This window comes from Ensifer sp. M14 (assembly GCF_003355565.1).
Lineage (GTDB): Bacteria > Pseudomonadota > Alphaproteobacteria > Rhizobiales > Rhizobiaceae > Ensifer.
This window is the reverse complement of record NZ_QJNR01000018.1, coordinates 480,471-504,024: the sequence shown is the minus strand read 5'-3', so window position 1 is coordinate 504,024 and position 23,554 is coordinate 480,471. Positions and strand designations below refer to the sequence as shown.

23 protein-coding genes, 3 pseudogenes and 2 riboswitches are annotated in these 23,554 nt (G+C 59.0%); of the genes and pseudogenes, 10 read left to right on the top strand and 16 right to left on the bottom strand.

What is annotated here, in order from left to right:
* From BLJAPNOD_RS34885 to BLJAPNOD_RS34875, 3 genes and pseudogenes are all read right to left on the bottom strand, one after another.
* A pseudogene (locus tag BLJAPNOD_RS34885) lies at positions 1-192 on the bottom strand (transposase domain-containing protein); the annotation flags it as partial.
* A gap of 13 nt (positions 193-205) precedes the next feature.
* The gene (locus tag BLJAPNOD_RS34880) at positions 206-1,351 is read right to left on the bottom strand and encodes a glycosyltransferase family A protein (protein ID WP_115423170.1); all 1,146 of its coding nucleotides are present in this window, start codon (positions 1,349-1,351) and stop codon (positions 206-208) included.
* A complete protein-coding gene (locus BLJAPNOD_RS34875) occupies positions 1,345-1,917 on the bottom strand; it encodes a dTDP-4-dehydrorhamnose 3,5-epimerase family protein (RefSeq protein ID WP_244611208.1) in 573 nt (190 codons plus the stop codon). The genes BLJAPNOD_RS34880 and BLJAPNOD_RS34875 overlap by 7 nt, the downstream gene beginning before the upstream one ends.
* A 470-nt stretch (positions 1,918-2,387) precedes the next feature.
* Between BLJAPNOD_RS34875 and kdsA the strand changes: the two genes are divergently transcribed.
* The 9 genes from kdsA (at position 2,388) to BLJAPNOD_RS34830 (ending at position 11,674) form a co-directional block, all read left to right on the top strand.
* Complete coding sequence (gene kdsA, locus BLJAPNOD_RS34870) at positions 2,388-3,242, top strand: 3-deoxy-8-phosphooctulonate synthase (RefSeq protein ID WP_115423169.1); 855 nt, start codon at positions 2,388-2,390, stop codon at positions 3,240-3,242.
* Between the two features lie 291 nt (positions 3,243-3,533).
* A riboswitch (TPP riboswitch) is annotated at positions 3,534-3,636 on the top strand.
* A 140-nt stretch (positions 3,637-3,776) separates the two neighbouring features.
* Entirely contained in the window at positions 3,777-4,520 is a 744-nt protein-coding gene (locus BLJAPNOD_RS34865) for an ABC transporter permease (protein WP_115423168.1), read from the top strand.
* A 100-nt stretch (positions 4,521-4,620) separates the two neighbouring features.
* Positions 4,621-5,502, top strand: coding sequence for an ABC transporter substrate-binding protein (locus BLJAPNOD_RS34860; protein WP_244611219.1), 882 nt, complete (start codon positions 4,621-4,623; stop codon positions 5,500-5,502).
* Complete coding sequence (locus tag BLJAPNOD_RS34855) at positions 5,499-6,239, top strand: hydroxyethylthiazole kinase (protein ID WP_115423166.1); 741 nt, start codon at positions 5,499-5,501, stop codon at positions 6,237-6,239. Before BLJAPNOD_RS34860 ends, BLJAPNOD_RS34855 begins: the two co-directional genes overlap by 4 nt.
* Positions 6,226-6,888 (top strand): thiamine phosphate synthase, encoded by a 663-nt coding sequence (gene thiE / locus BLJAPNOD_RS34850; RefSeq protein WP_115423165.1) that lies wholly within the window; start codon positions 6,226-6,228, stop codon positions 6,886-6,888. The genes BLJAPNOD_RS34855 and thiE overlap by 14 nt, the downstream gene beginning before the upstream one ends.
* Entirely contained in the window at positions 6,885-7,694 is an 810-nt protein-coding gene (gene thiD, locus BLJAPNOD_RS34845) for a bifunctional hydroxymethylpyrimidine kinase/phosphomethylpyrimidine kinase (RefSeq protein WP_115423164.1), read from the top strand. The genes thiE and thiD overlap by 4 nt, the downstream gene beginning before the upstream one ends.
* A complete protein-coding gene (locus BLJAPNOD_RS34840; protein ID WP_115423163.1) occupies positions 7,684-9,570 on the top strand; it encodes a TRAP transporter large permease in 1,887 nt (628 codons plus the stop codon). Before thiD ends, BLJAPNOD_RS34840 begins: the two co-directional genes overlap by 11 nt.
* A 21-nt stretch (positions 9,571-9,591) precedes the next feature.
* Complete coding sequence (locus BLJAPNOD_RS34835; RefSeq protein WP_115423162.1) at positions 9,592-10,593, top strand: TRAP transporter substrate-binding protein; 1,002 nt, start codon at positions 9,592-9,594, stop codon at positions 10,591-10,593.
* Positions 10,594-10,744: 151 nt separating this feature from the next.
* On the top strand, positions 10,745-11,674 hold the full coding sequence (locus tag BLJAPNOD_RS34830) for a nucleotidyltransferase and HEPN domain-containing protein (RefSeq protein WP_115423161.1): 930 nt from the start codon (positions 10,745-10,747) through the stop codon (positions 11,672-11,674).
* Positions 11,675-11,798: 124 nt separating this feature from the next.
* Here BLJAPNOD_RS34830 and BLJAPNOD_RS34825 read toward each other — a convergent pair whose 3' ends face one another.
* The 4 genes from BLJAPNOD_RS34825 to ugpB all read right to left on the bottom strand — a co-directional run bounded on the left by BLJAPNOD_RS34825 (position 11,799) and on the right by ugpB (position 15,981).
* The gene (locus BLJAPNOD_RS34825; protein ID WP_115423160.1) at positions 11,799-12,851 is read right to left on the bottom strand and encodes a sn-glycerol-3-phosphate import ATP-binding protein UgpC; all 1,053 of its coding nucleotides are present in this window, start codon (positions 12,849-12,851) and stop codon (positions 11,799-11,801) included.
* Positions 12,851-13,699, bottom strand: coding sequence for a sn-glycerol-3-phosphate ABC transporter permease UgpE (gene ugpE / locus BLJAPNOD_RS34820; protein WP_115423159.1), 849 nt, complete (start codon positions 13,697-13,699; stop codon positions 12,851-12,853). Before ugpE ends, BLJAPNOD_RS34825 begins: the two co-directional genes overlap by 1 nt.
* A 9-nt stretch (positions 13,700-13,708) precedes the next feature.
* Positions 13,709-14,590, bottom strand: coding sequence for a sn-glycerol-3-phosphate ABC transporter permease UgpA (ugpA, locus tag BLJAPNOD_RS34815; RefSeq protein ID WP_115423158.1), 882 nt, complete (start codon positions 14,588-14,590; stop codon positions 13,709-13,711).
* Positions 14,591-14,661: 71 nt separating this feature from the next.
* On the bottom strand, positions 14,662-15,981 hold the full coding sequence (gene ugpB, locus BLJAPNOD_RS34810) for a sn-glycerol-3-phosphate ABC transporter substrate-binding protein UgpB (protein WP_115423157.1): 1,320 nt from the start codon (positions 15,979-15,981) through the stop codon (positions 14,662-14,664).
* Positions 15,982-16,467: 486 nt separating this feature from the next.
* Here ugpB and repC point away from each other — a divergent pair.
* Positions 16,468-16,668, top strand: a pseudogene (gene repC, locus BLJAPNOD_RS36340) (replication initiation protein RepC); the annotation flags it as partial.
* Between the two features lie 43 nt (positions 16,669-16,711).
* Here the strand turns inward: repC and BLJAPNOD_RS36335 are convergent.
* From BLJAPNOD_RS36335 to BLJAPNOD_RS34765, 9 genes and pseudogenes are all read right to left on the bottom strand, one after another.
* The gene (locus tag BLJAPNOD_RS36335; protein ID WP_158556222.1) at positions 16,712-16,960 is read right to left on the bottom strand and encodes a hypothetical protein; all 249 of its coding nucleotides are present in this window, start codon (positions 16,958-16,960) and stop codon (positions 16,712-16,714) included.
* 441 nt (positions 16,961-17,401) lie between these two features.
* Positions 17,402-17,672 (bottom strand): annotated as a pseudogene (locus BLJAPNOD_RS36330) (hypothetical protein).
* A gap of 213 nt (positions 17,673-17,885) precedes the next feature.
* A complete protein-coding gene (locus BLJAPNOD_RS34790; RefSeq protein WP_115423154.1) occupies positions 17,886-18,503 on the bottom strand; it encodes a thiamine phosphate synthase in 618 nt (205 codons plus the stop codon).
* A complete protein-coding gene (locus BLJAPNOD_RS34785; RefSeq protein ID WP_115423153.1) occupies positions 18,500-19,273 on the bottom strand; it encodes a thiazole synthase in 774 nt (257 codons plus the stop codon). The genes BLJAPNOD_RS34790 and BLJAPNOD_RS34785 overlap by 4 nt, the downstream gene beginning before the upstream one ends.
* A 2-nt stretch (positions 19,274-19,275) precedes the next feature.
* Entirely contained in the window at positions 19,276-19,473 is a 198-nt protein-coding gene (gene thiS / locus BLJAPNOD_RS34780; RefSeq protein WP_115423152.1) for a sulfur carrier protein ThiS, read from the bottom strand.
* On the bottom strand, positions 19,463-20,458 hold the full coding sequence (gene thiO, locus BLJAPNOD_RS34775; protein ID WP_115423150.1) for a glycine oxidase ThiO: 996 nt from the start codon (positions 20,456-20,458) through the stop codon (positions 19,463-19,465). Before thiO ends, thiS begins: the two co-directional genes overlap by 11 nt.
* Positions 20,459-20,679: 221 nt before the next feature.
* Positions 20,680-20,811, bottom strand: a riboswitch (TPP riboswitch).
* A gap of 158 nt (positions 20,812-20,969) precedes the next feature.
* A complete protein-coding gene (locus BLJAPNOD_RS35785) occupies positions 20,970-21,146 on the bottom strand; it encodes a hypothetical protein (RefSeq protein WP_199566100.1) in 177 nt (58 codons plus the stop codon).
* Between the two features lie 480 nt (positions 21,147-21,626).
* Positions 21,627-22,697, bottom strand: a complete 1,071-nt coding sequence (locus BLJAPNOD_RS34770) for an ABC transporter substrate-binding protein (RefSeq protein ID WP_115423149.1) — start codon at positions 22,695-22,697, stop codon at positions 21,627-21,629.
* Positions 22,698-22,745: 48 nt separating this feature from the next.
* Positions 22,746-23,513 carry an ABC transporter permease gene (locus BLJAPNOD_RS34765; RefSeq protein ID WP_077499093.1) on the bottom strand — a complete coding sequence of 256 codons (768 nt, stop codon included), beginning with the start codon at positions 23,511-23,513 and terminating at the stop codon, positions 22,746-22,748.
* Positions 23,514-23,554 lie beyond the last annotated feature (41 nt).

Sequence of the window (23,554 nt, the reverse complement as noted above, 5' to 3'; positions counted from 1 at the left end):
AACTCATTCTGGCACATTGCGATGCCGTGGGGAGCCGTCCACCCCAACAAGGCAGTAGCTCGTGCAGGCGGGAGACGGGAGGATCGGCGATGCGGGCGAACACATCAACACATCGGCGAGCCACGCCTTTGGGTCGACGTCGTTGAGGCGGCAAGTCGTGATGACGGAGAGCATGATGGCGGCACGATCAGCTGTCGCTTCCGAACTACCGACGCAAAAAACGGGTTATCGCCTGATGCAAGCGCCACCACAACGAATCCTGCATACCCTTGGCCTCGGCCGTTAGACGCTCAATCTCAGCCAAACTCTCACTCAGGTGCTCAGATAATGTCTGCTTTTCTTTGTCCGCAGCGTTAAGCTCCTCGATGGCATGGAGCAGATCGATCTCGAACGATCCAGCTTGAGAAACGGCCGATGCCAGCTCGTCTCGCATTGTTTCAAGCTTAGCACTTACGACCGCCAATCGAGCCTCGCTAACCTGCAACTGCGGGCGGAAGAGTTGCACATTGTCCCACGCAACACGGGCGGTAAGGTCACGAGCAGCACGCCGTATTGCGGCGGTCCAACCTTGGGGATCAGCGTGCAAACAGGCAAAATAGGCTTGTTGCTCGACCTGCCCCTCAGGTACTTGAACACGCAGTTCCTCAGGCCACCAGCCGGAGCTGTCAGCCATGTCCAGAAACGCGCTAAGCTGTGGCATACCTGAATTACGTTTGTTTTTCCGTTTGGCAGTGAAATGCAGCAAGGTCGGCAGCCGACAATGGACCACCGAGGGTTTAGGATTCTCGTGGATAATACGCTGCCACAAGCGCCAGTCTGCCGCGATTGGAAGGTCTTCGCGCCAAACGTCCAGCGATGGAAGGCTGTCGGCTCTATAGAGAAAACAACTTGCTGGGATCGTGTTTCTTCGCTCCATGAAATCCTCGAGCTCATCCGGGATTTCGAGGTTGGTCAGGAATGGTGCTGCTATACCATCCGTCGAAACCCAGAGAGCTTGACTATGTGCCATTGCTGCCCCGCCCTCGAGAGATTCTGCGAGCAGCTCGAAATGGTCGGGGAACAGAATGTCATCGTCGGCAGCGAACCCAATCAACCGTCCGCGAGCCTCGCGGAGACCAATGTTTCGGTTCGCATAACCAAAATGCGGCGCTTTAGGAAGATCGAAGAAGCGGATCCGATCATCCTTGAACCCAGCAACCACATCTCCAGTGCCAGGAACGCAGCCATCGCCGACAACCAGGAGTTCGAAATCACCGAAGGTTTGAGAAAGCACAGACTCGATAGCGATCCCAATCACGTCCACACGGTTGTGGGTCGGCATGAGTATCGAAATACGAGGTGCGCTCACCATCCTTTTGCCGAACCGAAGCTGTAAGGAATCAGATCGGTATCGATGGGGAGCCGATATTTATCCGGGCTGGTATGGTCGTACTGGATTGTTGGGAAATTGATGACGACAACGTCGGAAGTGCCGATGTTGTGGTCGGCATGCCAAACATACTTCGGTACGTTGATCAGGCGCGGCCGGCTGCCGGAGAGATATACGCGGCATATCTTCCCGCATGTGCCAGAGTCCGGCCTAGGGTCATAAAGCACCAGTTCCAACTCTCCGCTCAAAACGAAGTAGCGATCTTCGTGCTCCTTATGCAGACCCCACCCTTTGACCATTCCCGGTCGAATCGTGAAAATATATGAGAAAACGAGCGGATCCGGATGCCACCCCCATCTGGGGTCGTATATTTCGGTGACGCTACCGCGATCATCATCATGCCTGATGCTGTTGTAGAACGACATGCCGTCCAGCAGTGGTGCTATGCTTTGCCGCTGTTCGTCGACGGTCCTCTGATCTTGCACGGCAGTGGCCAATGTCTGTTGCAGCAGATCCGCATTTCCACCATGTCGCGAGTCATCACGCATTATTGTCCCCCCAATATTGGAGGCCTATATCGCATGGGGATTGCGGACATGTCATCAGATCCTACGCGCGGTCCGATTTTTTAGTCGGCTTGACCTGAGACCCTGAACTTCCTCCATATTTTGGTAGAGTCCGTCACAACCAGGAGACGGACGAATGAAGCGTTCACGGTTCACGGAAGAACAGATCATCGCAAGGCTAAGGAATGCGATCGCCGTTGCTGAATCGGGTCGAAGCGGCGAGATACGCTACTACCCAATTCTCTTGGACGAGCTCGTTGCGAAACCATGACATTTCAACCGACCTGCAAGCGATAGCGGACTGTACTGGCTATTGAGCGCATGTATTGAGGGTCGGTCTTGCATCCGTTTGTCCTGAAACATTACAACCAGTTCTCGCCTCTGTCTCGGCAGAATCGGCTATGTCGAATTATCATATATTAGCTACGGAAACGTTCGAGGAAGTACCTAACATGGAAACGAATGCCAGAGTAGTCGTCGGTGAAGGTGCCAAGCAGGTCGCCTTCTCGCAGAAGGAGCGCCTGTCGCTGATCGCCGGCCCCTGTCAGATGGAAAGCCGCGAGCACGCCTTCATGATGGCGGGAAAGCTTGCCGAATTGTGCAAGTCGCTCGATATCGGCCTCGTCTACAAGTCGTCCTTCGACAAGGCCAACCGCACGTCGCTTTCGGGCAAGCGCGGCATTGGCCTCGACAAGGCGATGGAGGTCTTTGCCGATCTCAAGAAGGAGTTCGGCTTCCCGGTACTGACCGATGTCCACACCGAGGAGCAGTGCGCTCTGGTCGCCCCGACTGTCGACATTCTGCAGATCCCTGCCTTCCTGTCGCGCCAGACCGACCTGTTGGTGGCCGCCGCCAAGACCGGCCGCACCATCAACGTCAAGAAGGGCCAGTTCCTGGCGCCTTGGGACATGAAGAACGTGCTCGCCAAGTTCACGGAAAGTGGCAATCCCAACATTCTTCTGTGCGAACGCGGCGCGTCCTTCGGCTACAACACGCTGGTGTCCGACATGCGGTCGCTGCCGATCATGGCTTCGCTCGGTGCCCCCGTCGTCTTTGACGCCACCCACTCGGTGCAGCAGCCCGGCGGGCAGGGCGGCTCGACCGGCGGCCAGCGCGAGTTCGTCGAGACGCTGTCGCGTGCGGCCGTTGCCGTTGGCATCGCCGGCCTGTTCGTCGAAACCCACGAGGATCCCGACAACGCGCCGTCGGACGGCCCCAATATGGTGCATCTGAAGGATATGCCGCGGCTGCTCGAAAAGCTGCTGGCCCTTGACTCGGTTGCGAAGTCGGTTGTGAAAGGTGGTTGATGAGCCTCTTGGTTGCAGCCGGTGCCCTGCGCGACGCATGAAACGCACGCGCATAGATTGAATGCTTAGGGTGGATTTTGCTATAACAGCGAGCACTTCCTGCGTATCATTTTTGCTTGAGGGCGTTGAAGCAATGGAGTGCCTTGGCGCCTCCATATAGGCGCAGTGTAAAATCGGAGCGGGATGTCCATCTACTAGCACATCAATTTGCCGCGGCGCGAGAGATGAGCGTCGGGCGCACAATGACAATCGTCACGACTATTGACATCGTTCATTTAACAATTAGAAATGCCTCATTCCGAGGGGAGCACTATTCTGTGCTGAGATGGCGGTGAGCCGGACCCTTGAACCTGATCCGGGTCATGCCGGCGTAGGAACGGGAAAAGAGCCGCATTCGGCAAACTAATCGCGTTTTCGCTTTCACCTGGATCTCCGTGATGTTTTGTCTGGAGATCGATCGATGCTGTGTTTTGCCAGTTTCCGCCGGATGGCGGATCCGCGTTTCGCCCGGGTTGCCGCGTCGGTTGACCGGCGATGCGCGTAGCTTTCACATTTGTTCGTAGCCTTGTTGGACTTGCTGTCCTTTGGCAGGCCTCGGTGTTTGTTTTTTCGCTACCGGGCTATCTGCTGCCAACGCCGCTTGAGGTGCTGGCTGTGTTTGCACGGCAGCGAGCATTTTTGCTTGAACAGAGCCTTGTGACAATCGCCGAAATGCTGGCCGGTCTCGCGGCCGGCTCGGTGTTCGGTGTGGCGACAGCAATTGGCCTGGCGGCTTTTCCGCGGCTCGGAAAACTCGTCTGGCCCTTCGTGCTTGTCCTCCAAGCCTTTCCCGTCTTCGTCATAGCGCCCTTGCTGGTGCTGTGGTTTGGCTTCGGCATGGTCTCGAAGATCGTGATGACGGCCATCATCATCTTCTTTCCCGTTGTTTCGGCATTCTCGGACGGTTTGCGCCGTACCGATACGCAGATCCTTGATGCCGTGGCGCTCACCAAGGCAAGCCATTGGCAGGCGTTGCGGCTCGTGCGGTTGCCATTGGCGTTGCCGGGGCTTGTTACGGGCCTGCGTGTCGCTGCGCCCTTGGCTCCGCTTGGCGCCGTTGTCGGCGAATGGGTCGGCGCCTCGGCCGGCCTTGGCTTTGTGATCGTCCAGGCAAATGCCCGCATGCAGACCGATGTCGTCTTCGCCGCGATGGCCATTCTTGCCGTTCTCGCCGTCGGCCTCAGGCTTCTCGTCGATGAGGCAACACGTCCACTCGCGCACTGGGCGCGAGAAACCTGAATATCCGAGATCAACTGGGAGAGTTCATAACATAATGATTCGCAAATTTCTGATTTCCGCCAGCTTTGCGTTCGGCGTCGTCCTTTCAACCGGCTCAGCAATGGCCGCAGAAAAACTGACAGTGATGCTGGAGTGGTTCGTCAATCCGGACCACGCCCCGATCGTCGTCGCCAAAGAACTCGGCCTGTTCGAAAAGGGGGGGCTCGATGTCGAGCTCATCCCCCCGGCCGATCCCTCCAGCGTGCCACGTCTCATTGCAGCAGGGCAGGCTGATATCGGCGTACACTATCAGCCGAACCTTTACCTTGATCATGCCGCCGGTCTGCCGCTCGTTCGCGTGGGTACTCTGGTCGAGACACCGCTCAACACCGTCACCGTCCTTGACGACGGTCCGATCCGCAGCCTTGCCGATCTGAAGGGCAAGAAGATCGGCTTCTCCGTCTCCGGTTTCGAGGATGCGATGCTCGGCCGAATGCTTGCCTCGGCCGGTCTGAAGAAGGAGGACGTCGAACTCATCAACGTCAACTTCGCCCTGTCGCCGTCGCTGATCGCTGGCAAGGTCGATGCGACGATCGGCGGCTTCAGGAATTTCGAGCAGACACAGATGCGTATCGAGGGACATGAAGGCCGGTCATTCTTCCCCGAAGAGCATGGCGTGCCGGTTTATGACGAGCTCGTCTTCGTTGCCGACAAGGCAAAGGTTGGCGACGGGCGCTTGCCGCTCTTCCTTGCCGCGGTGGAGAGGGGGGCAATTTTCCTCACCAACCACCCTGACGAAGCCTGGAAGCTTTTCGTCAAGGCCTATCCAAACCTCGATGACGAGCTCAACCGCAGAGCATTCACCGACACCCTGCCGCGCTTCGCCAAAAGGCCGGCGGCACTTGATCGTGGCCGCTACGAGCGGTTTGGAAAGTTCCTTGCTGAAAGCGGACTGATCAGCCAGGCACCTGATGTCGACGATATCGCGGTGGAAATCCGATGACGGGCGAAACAGGATTCGTGGAAAATGCTGCTGCATTGCTGGCGCGTGTCCGGCGACAACGTCCCCGTGTACACTGCGTGATGAACACGGTGGTGCAGAAGTTCGTGGCGGATGGCCTCGCGGCGCTTGGCGCGATCCCCTCCATGACATCATCGACAGAAGAGGTCGAGGCCTTTGCCCGGCGCGCCGATGCGCTCGTCGTCAATCTCGGCACGCTTGATGAAGTGCGGCGCGCGGCGATCCGCCTGGCAACAGCCGTTGCGCGCGGCGCCCACAAGCCGTGGATCGTTGATCCCGTGCATTGCGATAATTCGCCATCGCGGCTTGCGTTTGCCCGGGAACTCATCGCATCCGGGCCTTCCGTGGTTCGCGGCAATGCAAGCGAGATGGACATCGTCGGTGAGGCCAACGGTGTCTTGAAAATCAAGACGGGGCCTATCGACGAACTCACTCTGGGTCGACTTGCGACCCGGGTTGAGAACGGCCACCCCCTCATGGCGCAAGTCACGGGCACCGGGTGCCTCTCGGGCGCCTTGATCGCGGCCTTCATGGCCGTCGAGCCGGATCGCCTGAAGGCAGCCACGGGTGCGCTACTAACAAGCGGTATCGCCGCGGAGATTGCCGCGGAACGATCGAGTGGTCCCGGGAGCTTCGAGGCCGCCTTCCGCGATGCGCTCGCATCGCTCCGCCCTGAGGATATCATTGCCAATGCCAGGATTTCTTATGCCGAAGGTTGATTATCGCCTGAATGCCCTCGTCGATGCGCGACTTGCGGACAAAGGGAATTTAGCTGACCTGGCGCGTACCGCTGCGCTCAGTGGCGCGACACTCATCCAGTATCGCGACAAGACGAGCTCGACACGAGAGATGATCGAACAGGCGCGGGAGATCGGTGCTGCGCTTGCCGGAACCGGCGTGCCTTTTGTCATCAACGATCGCGTCGATGTGGCGCTCGCGGCGGGCGCCGATGGCGTCCATCTCGGGCGGGACGACATGGATGCGGCCACGGCCCGCTCGATGATGGGCGATGCTGCGATCATCGGCTTGACGGTCAAGAACGAAATGGATGCCCAGACTGCCATTGGTTCACCGATTGATTACGCCTGTATCGGTGGGGTCTACGAGACGCTGTCGAAACACAACCCCGATCCCCCGGTCGGTCTGGAGGGGTTCGCCAGGCTTCGCAGGACGCTTCTCACGGCTAAACCGGATCTGCCGGTTGGAGCCATCGCCGGGATAAATGCGCAGCGCGCCGGAGAAGTCGTCGCCGTTGGGGCTGATGGAGTCGCGGTCATTTCTGCAATCTTTGCTGCAGTGGATCCGGCGGCAGCCAGTCGTGAGTTGCGGGCATGCGTCGATCGTGCGTTGAAGACGGCTGCACGATGACCGCTATTGCAGTCACCATTGCTGGTTCCGATTCAGGTGGCGGTGCGGGTATCCAGGCGGACCTGAAAGCTTTCTCGGCGCTCGGCGTTTTTGGCGCAAGCGTGATCACGGCGATCACCGCACAGAACACCAGAGGTGTGACGGCGGTCGAGGATATCTCGCCGGCGATTGTCGAGGCTCAAATTGATGCGGTGTTTGCTGACCTTGCTGTTGGAGTCGTGAAGATCGGCATGGTGTCTCGCGAGGAAACAATCGCCGTAATCGCCAAGGGGCTTCGACGATACGGCAAGATGGCAGTGCTCGATCCCGTGATGGTCGCCACATCAGGTGACGCTCTGCTGCGCCCCGATGCCATTGCGGCGCTTCGCGAGGAGTTGCTGCCAATGGCGCTGGTCGCAACGCCCAACCTGCCGGAAGCGGCATTGCTGACCGGGCGTTCGATCGCGACGGATGAGACGGAGATTGCCCATCAGGCCGAGATCATTCTGAAAGCTGGCGCGCGCTCGGTTCTCATCAAAGGTGGGCACGGGGGCGGCCCCGAGGCGACGGATATCTTCTTTGATGGCCGAGAGCCTGTTCGGTTGACGGCGCCGCGCATTGAAACGACGAATGACCACGGTACGGGCTGCACTCTATCGGCGGCGATCGCCGCCGGGCTGGCGCGCGGGCTTTCCTTGGCGGATGCCGTCATCGCTGCCAAGGATTATCTGCACGGTGCCATCGTTGCCGCCGGAGATCTAAAAGTCGGGCAGGGGCGGGGACCGGTCCATCACTTCCACCGCTGGTGGCAGCCCGATGCTCGCTAGCATGCCGCAGGCTCTGTCGCTGCGGCTGGAGCGAACGCTCGAGCTTGCTGGGGCGTTGACGCTTGCGGCCCTGCTTGCGACCGTGACGGCTTCCGTCGCTCTTCGGTATTTTGCTGCAAGCGGCTTTACCGGTGCGGAAGAAGCGGCAAGTTGGTTGCTGGTAACGCTTGCCTCGATTGGGCTACCGCTCGCTTCGACGGCGAAGGGCTTGCGGATCGATTTATTCGAGGGACGGTCAGCGCCTAGTGATGGCCGTGATCAAAGACCATCCGCGCGCGGCGAGCTCATCGTCGACGACAGAGGCACGAATCCTTTCTCGTCGGAAAACCGGTCCGTGCCCCAAGAGCTGCGCACTATATTTTCCGGCGTCATCACTCTGGTAGCCTGCATCGTCGTGATATCCGGCAGCGGAAAGGCGGCGCTCGATCTCGGCGGTGTTTCGCCCTCGCTCGTCCTTCCCGAGGGACTGCGCCCGGCTATGCTGAGCGCCGGAGGAGTGCTGGCGATTGTCGCGATCCTGCTCCGCCACGTCGCGGACGGCCGGCTTGTCGCGTTCGCCTCGATGCTTGCGATTGCTGTGGGATTACATTGGGTGGTCGGCGCTGTGCCACCTTTGGACCAGGTGTCTCCGAGCTTCATGCTGTGCTGTCTTGCACTTGTGGCAATTCTCGCCGGAACGCCGCTCCCCCATGCTTTCATCGCTGCGGGGTATGTCGCCGTCGCTTTCGGCGCGCCGATGCCGGAAGAGGCGATGGCGGCGGCCACATTGTCCGGCCTGTCGCGTTATCTTCTGACCGCCATCCCATTTTTCCTGCTCGCCGGCGCGCTTTTGACAGCCTCAGGGATCGCCAGTGACCTGGTTTGCTTTGCCGCCACCCTTGTCGGCCACCGTCGCGCCGGGCTCGGTCAAACCGTGCTTTTGACAGGCGTTCTGTTTTCCGGAGCCTCCGGCTCGTCGATCGCCAATGCGGCCTTCGGCACAGCCGCCTTCATGCCGCAGCTAACAGCGCACGGCACGCCGCCTGCGCGCGCCGGCGCGCTGATTGCTGCCGTCTCGGTGCTCGACAATATCATCCCGCCATCGATCGCCTTTCTGATTCTGGCGGCATCCGCGGACCTGTCGACAGGCAAGCTTCTGGCCGGGGGCTTCGTGGCGGGCCTGCTCATGGCAGCTGCGCTTGCCGTTGCCATCCACGTAAACGGCGCGACGACGGCGCGCACCGCCAGGGCATCCGCCGAAGAGTCCCGACGGTTCGGCGTACGGGCGCTGCCCGCCTTCGGTCTCGGCGTCATTGTCGTTGCCGGTATTCGCGCCGGTGTGGTCTCACCCACGGAAGCTGCAGCACTTGCAGCCGCCTATACCCTGATCGCAGTTTTCTTGAAGCGGACAGCCGTTTACGAGGTCTGCGCCGCTTTCCGCCAATCGGCGCGCGAAACCGCGGCGATCCTGCTGTTGATCGGTTCAGCAGCGCCCTTCGCATTTCTCATCGCGATTGATGGCGTTGCGGCACACCTGTCGTCTGCAGCGAGTTGGCTCGGGTCCAATCCGTTCCTTGTGATTGCCGCGCTCAATCTCCTCTTGCTCGGTGTTGGGCTCTTCCTCGATATCGGCGCAGCGATCCTGCTGTTCGCGCCCTTGACGCTGCCGATAGCCGTTTCTGCCGGCATCGACCCAATTCATTTCGGCGTCATCCTGGTCGTCAATCTGATGATTGGCGGTTTGACACCACCCGTCGGCATCCTCGTGCAGACCGTCGGCAACGCTTCCGGCGTGCCCGCGGTCGCGCTGTTTGCCGCGTCGCGGCCCTATCTGCTCGCACTGTTATCGGCACTTGGACTTCTCAGTTTTTCCGCAGCACTCGTTGCCTGTTTTTGAACCCTTAGGGAGGGCATCGAAATGCTTCGCCTCAATCGCCGTGTGTTCAACCTGAGCCTGCTTGCCACCGGTGCCGCAGCGCTTGCTACCCCGGCTTTGACGGGCCGGGCCTCCGCCGCACGCCCCGTGCTCATCGCGTCGCTGATGGGTGAAGACAAACCGGAAACCAAGGTCTGGCTCAAGATCCGCGACCTCGTCGAGGCCGCGCTTCCAGGGTGGTTTGCCTTCAACATTGTCCCGAACGCGGCCCTTGGGGACGAGAAAGATGTCAACGAGGGGCTGCGGTTGGGCGCCATCCAGGGGAGCTTGTCCACTCTGTCGGCCCTATCTGCCTGGGTGCCCGAGAGCCAGCTCTTCGATATGCCGTTTCTCTTCCGCGATGCCGACCATGTCCGCGCGGCAGTCACTTCGAAGGCTGGTGACGTGCTGAAGGTGAGGCTTGAGGGTGAGGGCTTCATCGTTGGAGATTATGTCAACTACGGTGCGCGGCATCTGCTCGCCAAGGAACCCCTGATGCACCCCGGCGATGTTGCCGGAAAGAGATTGCGCGTCATCCAGAGCCCGCTTCATGCGGCGCTATGGGAGAGCTTCGGCGCCGTGCCGGTCGGCCTGCCGATCACCGAGACATACAACGCGCTTGCAACGGGCGTCGTCGACGCCATGGACCTGACGAAGTCGGCATATGCCGGATTCAAGCTATACGAAGTCGTGCCTGACGTGATCGAGACTGGCCACATCTGGGCATCCGGCGCCATCGTCTTTGCCAAACCCTTCTGGAGCAGCCTGACATCTGATGTGCGGGACGTCTTTCGGGATGCAGCTACAGAGGGCGCACGGCATTTCAACGCATTGATCGTTGCCGATGAGGCTGCCTCTGTCGAAACGGCGAAGGCTGCCGGTGCGCGCTTGCATGCCGCCGAAGATCGCGAAGACTGGGTCGCAGGCGCACGAAAGGTTTGGGCGGCCTACGCCGCGAAGGTCGGCGGCATGGAAGCAATCGAGTCTGTGCAGGCAATGGGTTAGGATAGCTTGGCTGGTAAGGCACGAAAGCTGAAATCTTCCTGCTGTTTCATAATATTGCTAGGGTTTTCACTGCCATGCCCGCGGTTTAGAGTGTCGCGAATCGCATGCCACAGGTTGATGAATGCAGGGTCCACAACACAGCCACGCGCCGATGAAATCGAGCATCGCTCATCTTCCTGAGCGTAAGCAGCGTGAGCTCGCACGCGTTGTCGAGGTGCTGCATGAAGAGTTTGAGGACGCACTGAAGGACGGCACAGCCGACTTCAAAAAACGTGGCCGCATACTGAAGATCATTCTGTTCGGCTCCTATGCACGCGGAAATTGGGTGGATGAGCCGCACACGAAAAAGGGCTACCGCTCGGATTACGATATCCTTGTTGTTGTGAACAACAGCAAGTTGACGGATTTCACGCGTTATTGGGCGAAGGCGCAGGATCGCTTGCTGCACCTGTCCGGGATCGAAACACCCGCTAGCCTGATCGTGCACTCCCGCCGCGAGGTGAATACGTCTCTCTACGAGGGCCAGTACTTCTTTATCGAGATTCGAAACGACGGGATTGTGCTCTACGAACTAGATGACGAACCACTAGCTCTGCCGAAACCGCTTTCCAAAGTCGATGCCCTCCGGATCGCTACAGATTACTTCGAAGACCGTTTGCCACACGCCAAGACCTTCTCTGAAGGGGCTTCATTCTTTGTTGGTCGAAGGAAGTTCAAAGAAGCTGCCTTCCTCCTGCATCAGTCGATCGAACAAGCGTACGCCACACTTCTTTTGGTCCTGACGAACTATAGTCCTGCATCCCATAATCTGAATTTCCTGCGCGGTCGCGCCGCAGAGCAGCACAGGGAATTGGCTGAGGTCTGGAGGGCTGATCAGCAGCGTTTCGTTTCATGGTTTAATATTGTCAACGAAGCCTATGTAAAAGCACGTTATTCGCAGCACTATGAAATCACCGAGGAAGCATTGGTGTGGCTCCTGGACCGGACCGAAACACTGATCGATCTCGTGGAAAAAGCCTGCCGTCACCACCTCGAAAGGCTCAAAGCAGAAGTTGAAAGTGCAAGAAGGTTCGGAGAATAGAAAACGATATCAGGTTGTTGTACTGCATTCTTGATATTCTTTGTTAGTTTCGCGATCGAAGGGCGTTGGGGCTGAAGGGCGAAGCGACCTTAGCCGGTTCTCCGCCCGTCAAGTCCTCATGGTTTTAGGCCACGCGCCGGCCCCTATCATCGAACACATGCAGGTCCTTGGCCAGCGCACCCACGGTGACGTGATCGTCGATTTGGCGGACCGAACGTCCCGGAACTCGGAACACCAGGTCCTGACCATTGGCAAACTTGCCATGCACATAGCTTTCGGCGCCGACGAGTTCGATGCTGTCGATGCGGACCTTTGCGGTGAAATCAAAGTCTGCTGCGTCCGGTTCGCAGACTGTGAGGTCTTCCGGTCGGATCCCGATGGTGAATGCGCCTGTTGGTTTCGGCACGTTGGGTGATATCGACCAGCCCTCCAGGGTTTCTGCATGTTTGAGCAGGTTCATCGACGGTGAGCCGATGAAGGTCGCGACAAAGGTTGTTGCTGGCTTTTCGTAGAGTTCGATTGGCGATCCGACCTGCTCGATCTTGCCGCCATTGACCACCACCAGCTTGTCGGCAAGCGTCATGGCCTCCATTTGGTCGTGGGTGACATAGACGCTGGTCGTGCCAAGAGACCGCTGTAGGCGCTTGATTTCGATGCGCATCTGCCCGCGCAACTTGGCGTCTAGGTTTGATAGCGGCTCATCGAACAGGAAGGCGGCCGGTTCACGCACGATCGCGCGTCCCATGGCCACGCGCTGGCGCTGGCCGCCGGAAAGCTGGCGAGGTTTGCGCTGAAGATAGGGCTCGATCTCCAATGTTTTGGCGGCCTTCGCGATACGCCGTTCGATCTCGTCCTTCGGGGTGTTGCGGTTCTTCAGCCCGTAGGCGAGGTTCTGATGCACCGTCATATGCGGGTAGAGCGCGTAGTTCTGAAACACCATCGCGATGTCGCGCTCGGCCGGTTCCAGATGATTGACCGTTCGGTCGCCAATGGCGATCTCGCCGGAGCTGATGCTTTCGAGACCTGCGATCATGCGCAGAAGCGTCGACTTACCGCATCCGGAAGGGCCGACGAGAACGACGAGTTCGCCATCATCGATCTGGAGGGATACACCCTTGATCGCCTCGATATTGCCGCCATAGATCTTGCGGACGTTGTTTAGGGTAATTTGAGCCATTACTTCTCAGTCTCCACAAGTCCTTTGACGAACCAGCGCTGCATCAGGACGACGACGAGGATCGGCGGGATGATCGCAAGGATCGCCGTCACCATTACGTAGTTCCAGGGGGTCGAGGCATCGGTGAAATCGACCATGCGCCGCAGGCCGATAATGATGGTGTTCATTTTGGCGTCGTTGGTCACCAGCAAAGGCCAGAGATATTGCGTCCAGCCGTAGATGAAGAGGATGACGAACAGCGCGGCGATGTTGGTTTTCGAAAGCGGAAGCAGGATGTCGCGCATGAAACGAAAGGGGCCGGCATTGTCGATGCGGGCCGCTTCCACCAGTTCGCCTGGGATGGTTAGAAAGAATTGCCGGAAGAGAAAGGTCGCGGTTGCCGACGCCATTAGCGGCAGCGTCAGGCCGGCATAGGTGTCGATCAGGCCGAGGTCGACGATCACTTTGTAGGTGGGCAGGATACGCACCTCGACCGGCAGCATCAGCGTGATGAAGATCATCCAGAAGAAAAACATCTTCAGCGGAAAGCGAAAGAACACGATCGCGAAAGCCGACAGGAACGAGATGACGATCTTTCCGACGGCGATCGCAATCGCAACGACGGTCGAATTGAACAAGAGCCGCTCAAGGCTGACGCCGACCACGCGCTCGACGCCATCAGACATCGCCTCCGTGTAGTTCTCGGTCATATGATCGCCCAGCGTAAGGGGCATTGGCGGGCGGATGATCTCGACCGACGTCCGGCTCGACGCGATGAAGGTATAGTAGATCGGAAAGGCGACGATGATGACGCCGATGATCAACACCAGATGGCCGATGAAATTGGCGATGGGACGTTTTTCAATCATCTGACCGCCTCATGAGTAGTGAACCCGCTTCTCGACGAAGCGGAACTGGAACGCCGTCAATGCGACCACGATGACCATGAGAATGACCGACTGCGCCGCAGAGCTGCCGAGGTTGAGATTGACGAAGCCGTCATTGTAGACCTTGTAGACGAGGGTTTCCGTCGCCTTTGCCGGGCCGCCGCCGGTCACCGCATGGATAATGCCGAACGTGTCGAAGAAGGCGTAGACCGTGTTGACGACGAGCAGGAAGAAGGTTGTGGGCGCCAGCAGCGGGAAGACGATCGTCCAGAAACGCCGCGCGCCGCGCGCGCCGTCGATCGAAGCAGCCTCGATCAGCGATTTCGGGATCGCCTGCAGTCCGGCGACGAAGAACAGGAAATTATAGCTGATCTGCTTCCAGGCGGCCGCAACGATGACCAGCACCATGGCCTGATTGCCGTTCAAAAGCGGATCCCAGGCAAAGCCGTTCCGCCGCAGCATATAGGCGAATGTGCCCATCGCCGGATTGAACATGAAGAGCCACAGCATGCCGGCAACTGCCGGCGCCACGGCATAGGGCCAGATCAGCAGGGTACGGTAGATGTTTTTGCCGCGCACCACCCGGTCCGCCGCAGTCGCGAGCAGGAGGGCAACCGCCATCGACAGCAATGCCGTTGACAGGCTGAAGATGACAGTCACTTCCAGGGAATGGAGATAGTCCGGATTTGAAAGCACGGCGCGAAAGTTGGCGAGCCCGACAAAGCCTGACTTCAGGCCGAAGGGGTCTTCACGCAGCACCGATTGATAAAGCGCCTGGCTTGCCGGCCAGAAGAAGAAGATGACCGTGAGCACGATTTGCGGCGCGAGCAGGAGATAGGGCAGGATTTTATTCGGAAAGACGACAGGCTGCAAAGCGACCCCCTTCTTTGCGTGAGGAGATGACCCACCCCGGATGGTGCCGGGGTGGGTCTGCTGTTGGGTCGTTAGTTTCCGACGGCAGCCGCGATTGCGGCGTTCGCCTTCTTGGTGCCTTCAGTCAGCGCTGCCTGTGCATCCTTCTGCCCGGCAAGCATCGCTTCGAACTCTTCGTTGAGGATGTCTCGAACCTGCGGAAGATTGACGAGCCGCACGCCCTTGGAGTTTTCTGTCGGTGCCTTGCCCATCATCTGCAGGATTGGCGTCTCGCGGCCGGGGTTCTTTTCATAGAAACCCGACTTCTTGGTTTCCTCGTAGGCGGCAAGGGTGACGGGCAGATAGCCCGAGACCTGATGCAGGCGCGCCTGGATTTCCGTCTTCGACAGGAAATTGAAGAACTCGGCGATGCCCTTGTATTCATCGTCGGATTTGCCGCCGAATACCCAGAGGCTTGCGCCGCCGGGAATGGTGTTCTGCGGGCCATTGCCCTCATAATAGGGCAACTGGCCAATGCCGTAGTTGAGGCCCGACTTGATGATGTCGCCGAGCCCGCCGGAGGATTCCGTCAGAATGGCGCACTCACCGGATGTGAAGAGCTGCTTGGCCTCCGAGGTGCGGCCGCCGTAGCGGAACGTGCCGTCCTTTGCGAGATCGGCAATCGCCTGGAAATGCTGGACGAACAGCGGAGCGTCGATCTTCAGTTCGACGTCGGGAGCGGCCAGCCCGTTTTCATTGGTTCCGTAGGGCACATTGTTCCACGCGGCGAAGTTCTCGGTCTGGATCCAGGTGAGCCAGGTGGAGGTGAAACCGCAGGCCGAGGCGCCGCTCGCCTTGATCTTCTTGGCGGCGTCAAATACTTCGGGCCAGGTCTTCGGCGGCTTCTCAGCATCGAGCCCGGCCTTCGTGAACGCATCCTTGTTGTAATAGAGGATCGGCGACGACGAATTGTAGGGGAAGGACAGCATCGTGCCGTCAGCCTTCGAATAGTAGGCGACGATGCCAGGCAGATACTGATCCTTGTTGAATTCGTAACCGCCCTTCTGCAGCACCTCGGCCACCGGCAGGATCGCGCCTTCGGCACCGAGCATCACCCCACTGCCGGCATCGAAGACCTGCAGGATGGCGGGCGCCTGCTTGGAGCGGAACGCGGCGATGCCGGCGTTCAACGTTTCCGGGTAGGTGCCCTTGAAGACCGGAACCACCTTGTAGGCGCTCTGGCTATCGTTGAATTCCTTGGCGAGTTTATCGACAACTTCGTTGTTGGCGCCGGTCATGGCGTGCCACCAGGAAAGCTCAGTGGCGGCCAATGCGTTTGAAGCAAGGCCGGCTGAAAATGCGGACGCGACCACGACGGTCCAGTTCAAATGTCTGAACATGATTCCTCCCATTTCTCAAAAGCCGGGCCATAAGGCATGCCCGGCGAGATCGATCCTCCACGATCGAAGCTTGCACAACCTTCGTTGCGAAACCAAAAAGTAGTAAAAACGAAATGAAATGAATATGCAACGAAAATATGACAATAGAACGCGTATTCCACTTAGCCGGGGCGTGGTCTCCCGTTCGCGAAGCGTGAAATGCCTTGAGAAGTGCGGAGCGGCTTGCCGGGGGTAGTCGGTCCCGGTTCCCGGCCTGCGGCCGGCGCTTGCGCTGAACCTCCTGCGGCGACCCTTTTAACCGGTCAAGCCGCGCGCGAACGGGCTCTGGCCGCGATGGCGGCCGCCGCCTGGTACGCTCATCCTTTTCTGGTCGAGCAGCAAGGCCAGCGTGGGCACATCGCGCGCACGGAGCCAGTTTCGCAGAGATGCCCAGCCGGCAAGGCATCAGGCTCAGTACTGTTAAGCCTGCATCGGAAGCGACCTTGGACTTGTCTTTTCTATCAGGATGCTTGTGAGGCGATCGGACCGGAAAGCGTCGCCGCAACGATGGCCTGCATTCTCGAGAAGGCAGGCCACATCAACTCGGCCGGCGGTTATCTGTGCTATCTGACGGCAAAGGCGCGGCGAGGGGAGTTTTCGCTCGGGCCAGTGTTGATGGCGTTGTTGCGAGCAAATGGCGCTTCAGCCCGGGAGGCTTAGTAGCGCCCTAAGTGGCGGTTTGTGACTTGGATGGGCGCTCATGCTAGACTTTTGCGCCGGTCGAAAGGGCGCAGATGGCTTCCAGGAGTTTGATCGTCATTGCCTGTGCCAGGCGTGGAATCTCGGAAAAGCCTTCACGGTACAAAAGTCTTGTCATGATGGTCTCCGCGAACTGCGGGTTCATCTGGCGAGCGACTTTTAGAGCCTTCTCGCATTTGTCTCCGAAGGGCGTAAGGGCCTCATTGAGATACTCGACACCGTGAGTCTTCACGACGCAGGCGATGTCGAACATGTCGCGGGGCTGCATCGTGGCCCCGCGGTAAAATATTTCCTTTGCGATGATTTCGCCAGGGTCTCAAGCAGGACGTCGCGACCGCGTACCTCCGCTTTCACCGTCGGGTTGTCAGTCAGGCTGGGCGCGCAGATAAAGTCGATTTCGCCGACATTCTCGAAGACGATCTTCAATGTTCTTGATCCATCGGACTGATAGCCGTCAGGATTGATGTCGAGCGCGTAGCCCTGTGTCTTCGGGTTCAGGCATGGCAGAAGCTACGGATCATCGATGAAGATGTCGACATCAAAGCTCTCGCGATGATCGATCTAGAGCATCAGGGCGGTACCGCCTCCAAAAGTCCAATTGTCGATCAATCCTGAGTTGGGAGCTTGCCTGATCGATAATGCGGCCAGCGTGGTCAAACAGGTCTCCCCATCTGTTGGCTGGGTGTTCAACCAATTATGCCGCCCGCACCAAAGGAAGCGGGTAACCGGCAAGTGCCGAGAACTTCCGTGCTAAGTCGGAAGCGATCGCCGGATCAACGTGCATTTCGCCGAGGAACGAGATCTGAAGGTTCTCGTCTACCTCGGAAAAAAAAGGAGAACGCCGACGCATCGAAATTGACTGCGCTGGCAGGATCGGAAATCTTGGATGCCAATTGCTCAGCCGAAAGCTTCGTCCCATAAGGGGCGTTGACAGTCGACAAAACCTTTACTGCAACAATAGACATCTTCCTCGACCACAGCACCTTCAGGTTTCTATGTACCTTGACGATGCTTGCGAAACAGGATCGTCGGTGACTACGCCATCACACGTTAGCCTCGCGAGGCTCTTCGAGGCATCTATATTCGGCCGATTTTCCGATGTTGCGGCTTTTCTGAGGGTGAGGCTCATCTGGGGACGGTGCTCGGCCGTGGTCGCGGGCGGGAAACGAAGATCTCGTTCAAGCTGGCGCAATGCGCCATCGCGAGGTTGCGGCGATCCATTGCCTTGTTCTGCACTCGGGATCCTGGCTACGTGTAATGTCGGTGACGACCGCGGCACAATCCGCGCCATGCGTGAGGACGCCATCAATGCGTTCAAGGTTCAGTCCACCGATCGCAACCAGCGGGGTCGATCCGATCTTCTTCTTCCATGTGGTGAGGCGGGCAAGCCCCTGCGGCGCCCATTTCATCGTTTTGAGAACGGTCGGATAGACCGGTCCCAGAGCGACATAGTCGGGCGCAACGGCGAGCGCCCTATCGAGCTCGGCCTCGTCATGCGTGCTGATGCCGAGCTTTAGTCCGGCCCCACGGATTGCGGCAACGTCAGCTTGCTCCAGATCTTCCTGACCGAGATGAACGAAATCGCAGCCCTCGTCGATCGCCATGCGCCAATGGTCGTTGACGACAAGTTGGCAACCGTGGCTGTCGCATATGGTCCTGGAAATGCGAATGTCGCGTCGAACCTCGCTATCGGGTCTTTCCTTGATGCGAAGCTGGACCAGTTTGACCCCGATTGGAACGAGGCGTTCGACCCAATGGGCGCTGTCGACAATGAGGTAGAAGGGATCGAGCCTCATGAGAAGACCGCCTTTCCGATCACCGGGGTGGAGGGGACAGCCATGTCTCTCGGTTCGAGCATGCCGGCTTCGAAAGCCAACCGACCGGCCTCGACCGCCTTGGCGAAACCCGACGCCATCACGGCCGGATTTCCGGCGCCGGCCACCGCCGTGTTCAGAAGCACGGCATCGAACCCGAGCTCCATCACCGTCGTTGCATGCGAAGGGCGGCCGATGCCCGCATCGACAATCAGTGGCACATCAGGGAAATGCGCGCGCATCGACCTCAAGGCGGACAGGTTTTGCGGCCCCATGGCACTACCGATCGGAGCACACCAGGGCATCAGCACGCGGCAACCAGCTTCCAGCAGGCGCTCGGCAACAACCAGATCGTCGGTCGTATAGGGAAAGACCTCGAAGCCTTCATTTGAAAGGATCCGTGCGGCTTCGACCAGCGCGAACACATCCGGCTGCAATGTGTCATGATTGCCGATCACTTCGAGCTTGATCCAGTTCGTCTTGAAAACCTCGCGCGCCATCTGGGCAGTGAGAACGGCTTCCTTGGTGGTATGGCAGCCGGCCGTGTTCGGCAGTATCCTCGTCCCGAGCGCGCGGATCAGTTCGAAAAACGCACCTCCCGCTTTGCCGCCGGCTGTTTCTCTCCTCAACGAGACCGTGATGATTTGTGTCCCTGAAGCTCGCACGGCGGCCGAAAGCACGGCTGGAGATGGATAGCCTGCTGTGCCCAGGAGCAGTCGAGAGGTGATTTCCGTGTCGTAGACTTGCAGCATGTTCAGCCACCTTTCATCGGCGAGAGAATTTCGATGCGATCATGATCGCGTAAGCGCCATCCATCGCGGTCGGCCGCGTGAACGAGTTCGCCGTTGACAGCGGTCGCCAGCCAGCTTCCTTCATAGTCGAGTGCTGCCATCAGTTCGGCGAGCGTCGAGCAGGCGATCTCCTGCTCCTCGCCATTGACGTTAAGGTTCATCATAGAACTCCGATCTGTGGTCCGGGTTGAGCAGAAGTTCCGCAACGTCATGCGCTAGGGCCGGCGAGAGCAGGAAACCGTGTCGATACATGCCGTTCAGGGAATAGATTGAGCCGGTTCGCGTGATCCTCGGCAGATTGTCGGGGTAGGCGGGGCGAATACCAGTTCCAGTTTCAGTAATCTGCGCCTCGCCGAAGGCCGGGTGCAGGGCGTAGGCGGCGTTCAAGAGCTCCATCAGTGACCGTGCCGCGATAGGACCGGACAATTCGCTCTCAATCATTGTTGCCCCGACCATGAAGACGCGCTCACGCCGTGGAACGACATAGATGGGGTGTCGTGGATGCAGGAAGCGCACTGGACGTGACAGTTGAATGTCGCCGGTGCGCAGATAGAGCATCTCGCCCCGCACGCCCCGCAGAGCCGCGTCATCCGGGAGCCTGGCACGCCCGGTGCAATCGATAGACCAAGAGACACGGTGGTCGACGGTGGCATCGCGCGTCTGGCCGAAGTGAAAACGCGCGCCCATGGCCACTAAAGTGTCATGGAGTGATGACAGCGCCTCTCTTGGATCGAGATGCGCTTCCTTCGGGAAGAAGAGTGCACGCGAGAAGCGGCCGGCCAGATCCGGTTCCAGTGCGGCTATCTGGTCGGCATCAAGCCATCTGTACCCGGTGGTTCGTGTCGAAAACCGATCGAGCTCGCGAGTGTCACGTGGGGCGGCGACGACAAGTGTGCCCTCCTGCGTGACTTTGTCGGGCATCGCCGCCTGCCACCACTCAATGGCTGTCGCACCGAGGCGTTCGACTTTTTCGTCGGCACCTTCGCGCTCACACCAGGGTGCCAACATGCCACCGGCAAACCAGGATGCACCGGCGCCAATGCGTTCGGCCCGCTCGACAATGTCGACCTCAATGCCGCGCCGCGCCAGTTCGTAGGCCGTGACGAGACCGACGACTCCCGCTCCCTTAATGACCACCGGTTGCATTCGCCTTCCGCTCGATCCGATACTTGGGTGTCGCGGTAGGGTCATTTGCCCATTCGCCGCTGCGCTAACGGACGTCGGTGTTGCCGTCTATATCTGCGATACGGTTCGTGTGCGGCATATGAAAAAACCATTCGCTGGCTCCAACTTTAACGTTTGGAGACCCAGATCCTGGAGCTGGAAAGATAGAGACACGTCCAAGCGATCGCAAAGGAGCTGTCGCAGCGCCGTCGTTCCCACCGTCCCTACGCCAGCATGAACTGGATCAGGTTCAACGGGTCATTGCGCTGCGGTCGAAAAAGCCGATCCGCCCAGCAATATCTCAGCCCCTTGTCAGGACCCCCCTGGTGAATGAACCGAGTTCAAAGGCCAATGCCCTGCTTTGTCAAGTGTCGTTTTGGTGGTCATGTTGACAACGTAGGTCGCCAGATTTTGTAGCGGTCAGCGCAAGGAACGCATCGTCATGCCTGACGCCGTCATCATGATCTGCAAGGAGGGCGCCTGCATGGCGAAGCTATTTCAGGTGCTTCGGCGGCTCGTCATTTTCATCCGGGTTTGGGTTGGGAATCTCGTCGGGAAGGACGTCGGGCTCTGGTTCCTCGATAGGAGGCTGCGGCATGTCCGGCGGCAGACCTGGGGGCAGGTCGGGAGCGGGCGGCGTCGGGATAGGTTCAGTCGGTATCGTGCTCATGTTGGTCTCCTCATTTGGAAGGCCAACTTATCCCGCGCCGGTTTTGTTCCGCTGGATGGCTGCATCATGCGCAAAGGACGACTCTTTGTTGTTCGTCTCGATGAGCATCCTGCTGGTCTGGGCGTTTCGACCTGCGACGACAATGTTCACAGGGTCGTCGCAGACAAATCAGTCTGATACCCAAACTCGCCGTGTCAGGTCGAGCATTTCTGGCATGGAGACGCGCAGGCGCGATAATCAAGGCGTCACGGCTGTGCAGGTGACGTGTCCTGTGGCCGCATCGCGCGTCTTTTGGAGTGTCGCGAGACCGGGGTAGCAGCCGCCGCAAGGAGCCATATGGGATGAGACGGGGAGGTATTCCGGCTTGCGCGTGCCTTTATCAGCTCTCCGGCGCGCCGCCAGATTGCGCGACAGCCCAGATCTTTCCCGGGAGGATCCGAGCTGTCGGTTTCATGCTTGCGGCTTTTTCATCGTTATGGGCTAGCGAAGCCACTCGTTCCAGCGTTGCAGCAATTGCGCCGCATTGGCGTTGATCCATTCAGCGTCGGGGACAACCATAAAGTCCCGAACCTCGTTCGCATGCGGCATCGTCTTGCGCACGTCCTCCGACATCAAGGCGATTGCGTCGGTGCTTGGCGGCGTGCACGAAAGCACTTCGCAAGCCATTGCCTGCGCCTCCGGCGAATTCAGCCAGAACGCCATCAGTTTTAGCGCGTTGTCACGATTCTTTGCTCCTTTGACGAGCGCAATGCGGTCGCCGACCAGAAACGATGCCTTATAGGACCATCCAATCGGCAAACCTTCGTTCTGCATCGCCTTGGCGCGCGTCAGCCAAATCTGCCCAATCGAATAGTCGCCATTGCGAAAGCCTTGCACACTCTGATCGCCGGTTTTCCACCAGACTGAAACCGCGGGCCGGATTTCGTCGAGTTTTTTCAGCGCCCGTTCCACGTCGAGCGGAAACAGCTCTTCTCGGCTGACGCCATCGGCAAGCAGCGCCGCTGCCATCACACGCCAGGGGTCGTCGAAATTGGGAAATGCCCGCTCGCCGGAAAAGGTCTTGCTATCCCACATATCGGCCCAGGTCTCAGGTGTCGGTCCGCCATCGCCGGTTCGATAGGCGAGCAACGTCGCCGTCGACTGCAAGAGCGCACCGCCGGCAGCACAGGCGTTTGGGCCGAGATCTTTTCGTCCGGCAAACTGTTTGCAGAAATCCGTCAGGTCCTCCGTGACCGCCTTGTGGGCCGTCGATGCCGCCTGGATCTCACCGTCGAGATAAAGATCCCAGGTGACATTCCCAGTCTTCACCATCGCCGCGACTTTGGCCCGCATTTCAGCATTGGTCGCAACAACCGTCACGACCTCAATCCCGGTCGCCTTTGTGAAGGGATCGAACCAGGCCGCCTTCAGCGCGCGGTCGTAGGCACCGCCCGTCGAAGCAATGACAACCTGCTCGGTTGCAAGCGATGCCGAGGAGCAGGATAAAAGAAACAAGGCGCTTGCCGCCACCACTCGGTGAGCTCTCGTCCAACGCAGCGGAAATGAAATCATGGCAGTTTCCTTTGTAGGGTTGGCAGGGGAAATGGATCGCGCACTTGCTCAGCCGCGCTTTTGGGCATTGGCCAAGTGAATGGCGCCCATCAACATGAGGGAAACCACGACCAGCACCGTCGAAACAGCCGCGATGACGGGCGTGAGGTTGAAGTCGATATCTTCGAACATCTTGCGACCGATCGACTTGCCGCCGATATCCGAGATGAAGAACGCGACCGTGGCTTCATCGAACGAAGCCAGAAAGGCAAACACCGCCCCGGCCGCTACCCCCGGTGCAATATTGGGCAAGACCACAAGGACGAAAGCCTGCAGCCTGTTGGCGCCGCAGTTCAACGCCGCCAGTTCCAGCGCCGGGTCGAAGCGTTGCAGCGCCGCCGTCACTGTGATCATCACGTAAGGTGTGGCAAGCACCGTATGGGCGATGAGAAAGCCGAAGAAGTTGCCCGTCAGCTGCAGCGGCGAAAACACCAGATAAAGTGCGACGCCAAGCACAATGTGCGGCACGATCATCGGCCCTAGCGCAAGAGCCTGAAGCGCCGAACTGAAGGGGAGACGCCCGCGCACGATCGCCAGGGCGGCCATCGTGCCCATAATCGTAGCGGTCGCAGTCGTGGCAAGTGCGATCTTAAGGCTGAACCATGTTGCCGCCATCCAGTCCGGATCGCTGAAATAGGCCCGGTACCATTTGAGGCTCAACCCGCTCGGCGGGAACTGAATATAGTCCGTTTCACTGAGTGACATGGGGATGACGATGAGGGTCGGCAGCAGCAAGAAGAAGAGGACGCAACCGATCACGGTCGCGAGAACGATCATGCCGAAGGCCTTGGCAAAGGCGTGAAAGGTTGCCGCCGCGT